Here is a 924-nt window from a genome sequence, read left to right as displayed (position 1 = left end):
TTGTTGGATTCTGGATTCTTGGATTCTGGACTCTGGGGCTTATCCTCCCCCTTATCCCCTGACTTAACCCGCCGCTTATCCAAGCGCGAAAACGCCCTTTCTTTCGAAAGGCTTGGGTTGCCGCCCTTGAGGCCGTTGCGGCGCACCACGCGCGCCTTACGCGCATCCGCGATCATGCGCCGGGAGTAGATGCGGCCATGCCGGTCTCGCGAGAAGACGCGGTTCTGCTCGAGCTCGGCAAGCAGGCATCCCAGCTCCATTTCTGTGCAGCCGGCAAGGCGCGCGAGCGCCGCCTCCTCCAGCCCCTTGCCGGCGATGGCGACATAGCCAACCGGCTCGTGCGCGGCGGCAATGCAGAGCATCCGCATCCACAGGCCTTGGGCCGCCAGCGAGCAGAGGCGCAGATTTGGATCGGACTCCCAATCCGACCAGAAAAACTTCGACCAGGTCGTACCGCTCATGGGATTGCCTGATGAGAGGCCGGGCAGCGGCAGGTGGCTAATCTCCCCCCTTGCGGGGGAGATGGCCGGCAGGCCAGAGGGGGGTGCTGTCCCGCCAGCCTATCCGCTCTGCTTGTCCTCCACTTTGCCCATTGTACTGCTGTCGTACCTTGAAAGGATTGGCGAGGCTGGCGTTCCTTCACACCCCCCTCTGTCCTGCCGGACATCTCCCCCGCAAGGGGGGAGATTGAGCACTCCGCCGCCGGCGCCTTCATTGTTGCCACTCTCACATCCCCCTCCCGCGATGGCCGTGAAACCGCGCATGATGATGCGCGCAGTAGGAGCGCGTGGCCGACGTCGGCAGGCCGCAGCAGAGCATGTCGGGACCGGGCCGCGCGCCGACGGGATCCTCGTCCGCCTCCTCGCGCAACGCGAGATCGACCGGCGCGCGGCAGCGCTTGAACAGGCAATCAAGGAAGCGCAT

The 924-nt window shown here is 64.9% G+C and carries 1 protein-coding gene and 1 pseudogene; both read right to left on the bottom strand.

What is annotated here, in order from left to right; genetic code table 11:
* Positions 1–461, bottom strand: a 461-nt coding sequence (locus tag EOA60_RS34970) for a hypothetical protein (RefSeq protein WP_206628423.1), incomplete at its 3' end; no start/stop codon positions are given.
* A gap of 265 nt (positions 462–726) precedes the next feature.
* A pseudogene (locus EOA60_RS34960) lies at positions 727–924 on the bottom strand (GcrA cell cycle regulator); the annotation flags it as partial.

The sequence above is a fragment of the Mesorhizobium sp. M1A.F.Ca.IN.020.06.1.1 genome (genome assembly GCF_004023265.1).
In the GTDB taxonomy this organism is placed as follows: Bacteria; Pseudomonadota; Alphaproteobacteria; order Rhizobiales; family Rhizobiaceae; genus Mesorhizobium.
The sequence above is the reverse complement of the archived record's forward strand: the minus strand, read 5'-3'. Positions and strand labels throughout refer to the sequence as shown.